This is a genomic window from Pseudomonas sp. NBRC 111127 (assembly GCF_001320345.1).
GTDB lineage: Bacteria > Pseudomonadota > Gammaproteobacteria > Pseudomonadales > Pseudomonadaceae > Aquipseudomonas > Aquipseudomonas juntendi.
In genome coordinates, this window is the sequence record NZ_BCBD01000013.1 from 47,114 (window position 1) to 53,405 (window position 6,292).

A 6,292-nucleotide genomic window follows, 5' to 3' on the forward strand; every position below is an offset into this window, starting at 1 on the left:
CCGCACTCGCGAGACTCCACCAGAAAGACCTCGATCATTCTTGTGGAGCACGGCATGAATCACCCCCTTCGCCTTCGGGCGCTGACCTTCGCCATGGCCAGCAGCCTGGTCCCCTCGCTTGCTGGTGTCGGCTTGCTGTCGGGTGCCGGTATCGTCAGTGCGGCGTCTACCAACCGCAGCTACGACATACCCGCTGGCACCTTGCGCGATGTGCTCAATCGCTTTGGTCACGAAAGCAAACTGCTGCTGTCGTACCCTGCCGATCAGGTGGCGGGCCTGCACAGCCAAGGCCTTCGCGGTGACTACAGTGTCGAGGCCGGTCTGGCCGTGCTGCTTTCGGGTACTGGCTTGACGGCGATAGCGCTGCCCAATGGCAGCTACACCCTGCAGCACCAAGCAGGCGTGGAGGGCGGTATGACGCTTCCGGTCTCGACCATCAGCGGCCGCGCCGAGCAGAGTATTACCGGCCCCATCGACGGTATCGTCGCCAACCGCTCCTCGGTCGGCACCAAGACCAATGCCGCCATCAGTGAAGTGCCGCAGTCGATCTCGGTGATCACCCGCGACGAGATGAACAAGCGCGGCGTGCAGGACTTCAACAGCGCCGTCGCCTACACCCCGGGCATTCGCGCGATCGATTACGTGGGCGGACAGGGCGCGCCGGATATCTACATGCGCGGTTTCCGTTCGTTCAACCTGTTCGGGGTGTACAGGGACGGCCTGCGCAGCGGCTTCAACCAGTACGACACCGACTTCGAAACCTACGGCCTGGAACGCATCGATGTGATCAAGGGCCCGGCGTCGGTGCTGTACGGCCAAATGGCGCCTGGCGGCATGGTCAACCTGACCAGCAAGCGGCCCACCGACGAAGCCATTCACGAAATCCAGGTTCAGGGCGGCAGCTTCGATCGCCAGCAGACGGCGCTGGATCTCGGTGGTCGACTGGATGACGAGGGCAAATTCAGCTATCGCCTGGTGGCGCTCAAGCGTGACAGCGGTACCCAGGTCGATCATTCGCCGGACGACCGTACCTATATCGCTCCGTCGCTGACCTGGAAGCCTGACGAGGACACCAGCGTCACGCTCCTGGCCAGCTACCTGAAGACCCGCAAGGGTGGCGCCGAACAGAGCTTCCCGGTGAACGGTACGCTGACCAACACGCCCTTCGGCCACATCCCGTCGAGTACTTACCTGGGCGATCCGCACGTGAGCAAGAACGAGGTGGGGAACACCTCGCTCGGCTACCTCTTCGAGCGCCAGCTGAACGACGACTGGAAATTCACCCAGAACGCCCGCTACATGAAGGTCGACGTCGACTACATCAGCAACGGTGCTCGCAACAGCGGCCAACTGGGTGCCGACGGCCGGACTTACACCTTCGGCTACCAGAAACGCCCGAAGAAAACCGATACGTTCCTGCTCGACAATAACCTGGGCGGCCACTTCGACACCGGCGCCATTGGCCACGATGTGCTGGTGGGCTTCGACTACGGCCATTATTCGGGCCGTGAATCGCGCCGGGGCGTTGCCGCCAACCAGACCGTCGATATCTTCGACCCGGTCTACAATGCCAGCCCGACCTGGAACAGCACGTTGCAGACTGACGGCAAGAGCGTCGTGTCGCAAAAAGGCCTGTACGCCCAGGACATGCTCAGCCTGAACCAGTGGCGCCTGACCTTGGGCGGGCGCAAGGACTGGGTCGAGGGGCGCGAGTACAGCTACCTGAACGACACCCGCAGCGTACAGAAGGACCACAAGTTCACCGGTCGCGTGGGCCTGGCCTATCTGTTCGACAACGGCATCACCCCCTACGCCAGCTACAGCACCTCCTTCCAGCCGACCTCGGGTACGGCTCAGGATGGCAGCTACTTCAAGCCCACCGAGGGGGAGCAGTACGAAGTCGGTATCAAGTACGAGCCGCCTGGCTACAACAGCTTCATCACCCTCTCGGCTTATGACTTGACCCAGAAGAATGTCACCACCACCGACCCGACCAACCCCAGCTTTCAGGTGCAGACCGGCGAGCAGCGCTCGCGTGGCATCGAACTCGAAGGCAAGGCCGAGCTGAGCCGCGGCCTGGACCTGATCGCTTCGTACGCCTACGTCGACGCCGAGGTGACCAAGGCCAATCCCGTGGGCACTGGCGCCGCCGCCTACAGCCTTGAGGGCAACGTGCCGATCTCGGTGCCCCGCAACACCGCCTCGCTGTGGCTTGACTACACCGTGCAGGCCGGCCCGCTGGAGGGGCTGGGCATGGGTGTCGGGCAGCGTTATGTCGGGTCCTCGTACAACGCCAAGAACACTGTCAAAGTCCCTCATTACACCCTCACCGACGCCAGCGTGCGCTATGACCTGGCGCACCTGAGAGAGGACCTTCAAGGGGTTTCGGTGGACCTGAGCGCAAGCAACCTGTTCGACAAGCGCTATTTCACCCCGGGGTTCTATGAGCAAACCGTATTCTACGGGAACCGCCGTACAGTGATTGGCAGCCTGACTTTCCGGTGGTGACCTGAAATGCAACAGGGTTAAAAGTTGCCCCGAGATGGAAACGGATATGGAGAGCTAGCTTGCCAGTACCGGGCGCAGCCAACGTTGACTGCGCCATGTAAGATACACCGTGCGTTAAACACCAATATGGATGCACGGGAAGGCCGCCGAGGCTAATACTCGACACAAGCCGTGTTGCAGATGCGGGACGAGCTTCTCATCAGGAAGAAAGCTGTAACCCGTCCAGTCGAGCCTACACATTTCAAGGCTAACACTTGGCATGAAACGGCTCAGCCAGTTTGACCAACTGCGCATTTTCCGCCTCAAGCACGAGCGCGGCATGGGCAAGAAAGAGCAGCCGCTCTGCATGCCTGCTCGCACTGCCTTCAAACAGCCGTGGATTGATTTGAGCCAGGCTCAACAACGCCTTGAGCAGTCGTATATTCACCTCCTGCAGCGCCGCCCCGTCTCGAGCGATCGGCCCGAAGAAATCATCGAACAAATCCTCGACCACAATACCGTGCAGATAAACTTGGGCACAGTCTCCATGAGACGGAGCCAGCGCCTGAGGCCGCCCCCAGTGCGACAAGCACCTGACACCTCGACCGATGACATCGATCGCAGTGCCGGGGTCATTGACTGCAGGCGACAACGCTCTGGAAGCGATCTCGGACAGCACTGACAGGCCGAAGCGCGGGTCATGCTCGAACGTCCGACGGGTGCCCACCGTAATGGCTGCATGTACGTCAAGCTCGAAGGCCGCCACCCCTCGTACGTCCTGGCCGGGTTGCGCCACGACGGTCGCAAGCGGTGCTCCTGGGTAGACGAATGTGCCAGGCAACACATCCATATAGATCATAACGTTGTGCCGCTGGGTGATGGCTGCCAAAGCCTCCACATCAATGTGCTGAACGTAACCGGTTCGATGACTGACCAAACGCTGGGCAGCAGGAGGGAAAACCATGCCTGGCGGGTATGCAGAGCCCCCCAGGTAAGGCCATTTGGCCCGATGCTAGATAGCCTCTATCGCAGCCCTCTCGACGCGGTCGATAGTCTCACCTACACGCCCGAGCCTGGAGAGGTGATCGATCCAGCGCAGCAAGGTATAAACGATCAGGATGACAACTGCGATGGTTACCGCGAACAGCAAGACACGCCCTTGATCACCATAGACGCCCGTACTTAAAGCAATCAGCCCGACCAGGCTGAACAGGAACGAGCCGATAAACGTGGCAAGCGCATTGTGCGTGGTCGTATCCTCCATCACCAGCGTCGTGGCACGAGGCGTTACCCCCGTGCTGGCCGCACCATATGCCGCCACCATGGTACTCAAGGAAAAGATGGTGACCGCCAACATGCTGGAGGCAATGATGCCGAGGATCTTGTCAACAGCGTCCGCGCCTATCCGAGCGGGCAAGGACGCAGGAATGAAGTCTTTTAACACCACCGCAATCAAGGCTGTCGCCACGCCGAGCAGCGAAAACAAAGTCGCCCGGAACCATAGTCGCTTAGTGACTCGAACAGCGATCCAACGCCAGCGCGCCATCATCCGTAGGCCCGCCTGGCAGCCCACGCCGTCAGCGCGCTCAGTTTCCCGCCCCCACCGTCATTGAATCTGCCCATCAACCTCGCCCATAACCGTGGCTACCACGCTGCTGCACCGGCGTATCGGCCTGCTCTGGTAAAGCCGTGACCTTGATGGAGCGCACCGGCAACGCGAACCTGGCGCCAATTCGGGAAAAACACTCAAGCAGCCGGAAATTGATAGCCTGCTGAATATCCATATACAGGTTGTAGCCAGGATCCTGAACGATGTAAACGCATTCGAACTCCAACGCCTCCTTTCCAAAGCCACGCAGGTGGGCACGATCGAAGCGTACCTGGTCCTGAGACTTGATGATCTCTTCCACGATGACGGGCGCTTTTTTCACAGCCTCAGTGGGGGTGTCGTAGGACAGGCCGAATTCGAAGACGATGCGCCGCTCCTGAAGACGCTTGTAGTTCTGTATGGTGCTGCTGATCATGCTCGCATTGGCCATGACGATCTGCTCACCCCCCAGGCTGCGAATACGGGTCGTTTTCAGCCCCACGTGCTCAACTGTCCCCGCCAATGGCCCAATCACGATGAAGTCTCCCACCTCGAACGGCTTATCGACGGCGATTGACAGCGAAGCGAAAAGATCGCCGAGAATATTCTGTACTGCCAGTGCTACAGCGATGCCGCCCACCCCCAAGCTGGCAACGAAGGCGGTAATGTTCACGCCCAGGTTGGACAACATCGCCAGCACGACTACCGACCACAACAGTACGCGTGCCCCCCAAGCCGACAAGGTCGCTAGTGCACTGCCTTGATAGAGCCCCTGCCCGCCATGGCGCGAGAAATAATGGACCAGCCCCAGGGCAATGGCGCGATTGAGCCACAAGCCAATCTGCAGTGCGGCGACCACAAACCACAAACTGCTGACCCTGGTCAGCCATCGTTCTGGCAAATCGAGCATCCCCAGCCCCACCAGCAACGAAGCCAGCAGCAACAGGAGGTTGCTGGTACCTGCCAGAACCTTTACCAATACCTGACCGACGCTCCCAACAGCGCTGACCCGGCGTTGCATGAAGCCGATTGCAGCCCGTGACACCGTGAATGTGATTGCAGCAACACCTAGCGCCAGCAACAGGTTGAGCACCGATATGCCGAAAACCGTATTGCCTGTGATCAAATCAATGATGCGCTCGTACATGAGTGAAAGCCTCCTGATTTCGTCGAATGAGCGGGATCTGTTCTGTCTCTGACGGCAAGCTGGCCTCAGAGGTCGATCGGATCTTCCCGCTAGCGCGCTGGCCTGTCTCTTTCTCCCGCGCCGCGCTAGCCAAGGGATTACCATTGAGCTCTGGGCCTTTACGGTTTTTTTACTCGACATCGCCGTTACGCCGTCGATACTGCCCGGCATCACACCTATGAGTTTTTTTCGATGCCACTCCCTGCACTGCGTTTCATCGGCTTCATCATCGGCGTGTTCCTGATCACCTTGTCCATCAGCATGGTCATACCTATGACGACTTTGCTGGTGTATGGGCGCAACGACGATCTTGGAGCGTTCGCCTGGTCGAGCCTGATTGCCCTGTGCGCGGGGCTCTCGTTGATCGCCAGGGGGCTTCCTGATGCGCCGCAGATACGGTCCAGGGACATGTATCTGCTCACAACCGCGAGCTGGGTCGTGGTATGTGCCTTCGCAGCCTTGCCCATGGTGTTCATTCGGCACATCAGCTATACGGATGCGTTCTTCGAGACCATGTCGGGCATCACGACAACCGGCTCCACGGTATTGACCGGCCTTGACAGTGCGTCACCCGGGTTGCTGATCTGGCGCTCTCTGCTCCATTGGCTTGGGGGAATCGGCTTCATCGGTATGGCTGTGGCTGTGCTGCCACTGTTGCGTGTAGGTGGCATGCGTCTTTTCCAGACCGAGTCCTCTGACTGGTCGGACAAGGTCACGCCACGCTCGCATGTTGCGGCGAAGATGATCCTTGTGATTTACCTGGGACTTACCGCCTTCGCCACCCTGGCCCTATGGCTCGCCGGTATGACCCCATTCGAAGCCATCAATCATTCGATGTCATTGATTTCGACGGGCGGCTTCTCGACCTCGGATGCGTCACTCGGGCATTGGACGCAGCCTGCGGTGCATTGGGTAGCCGTCGTGATCATGATTCTCGGCAGTCTGCCCTTCACACTGTATGTGGCGACATTGCGGGGCCATCGTCGCGCCCTGATCAAGGACCATCAGGTACAGGGATTTCTGGGTTTTCT

The 6,292-nt window shown here is 59.6% G+C and carries 3 protein-coding genes and 1 pseudogene; 2 read left to right on the plus strand and 2 right to left on the minus strand.

Going from position 1 to position 6,292, the window contains the following annotated elements; genetic code table 11:
• The first annotated feature begins 54 nt into the window (after positions 1–54).
• Complete coding sequence (locus APH30_RS04535) at positions 55–2,508, plus strand: TonB-dependent siderophore receptor (protein ID WP_016488071.1); 2,454 nt, start codon at positions 55–57, stop codon at positions 2,506–2,508.
• Between the two features lie 247 nt (positions 2,509–2,755).
• On the opposite strand, the pseudogene APH30_RS04540 reads toward APH30_RS04535, so the two are convergent.
• Together APH30_RS04540 and APH30_RS04545 are read right to left on the minus strand one after the other, a co-directional pair.
• Positions 2,756–4,036 (minus strand): annotated as a pseudogene (locus tag APH30_RS04540) (DUF2254 domain-containing protein).
• A gap of 73 nt (positions 4,037–4,109) precedes the next feature.
• Entirely contained in the window at positions 4,110–5,222 is a 1,113-nt protein-coding gene (locus APH30_RS04545) for a mechanosensitive ion channel family protein (RefSeq protein ID WP_016488074.1), read from the minus strand.
• Between the two features lie 231 nt (positions 5,223–5,453).
• On the opposite strand from APH30_RS04545, the gene APH30_RS04550 reads away from it, so the two are divergent.
• The coding region (locus APH30_RS04550; RefSeq protein WP_177333707.1) for a TrkH family potassium uptake protein at positions 5,454–6,292 on the plus strand (839 nt) is incomplete at its 3' end.

Coding starts and splice junctions, on each gene's coding strand:
- APH30_RS04535 (WP_016488071.1), top strand. CDS start 55: ATGAATCACCCCCTTCGCCTTCGGGCGCTGACCTTCGCCATGGCCAGC.
- APH30_RS04545 (WP_016488074.1), bottom strand. CDS start 5,222: ATGTACGAGCGCATCATTGATTTGATCACAGGCAATACGGTTTTCGGC.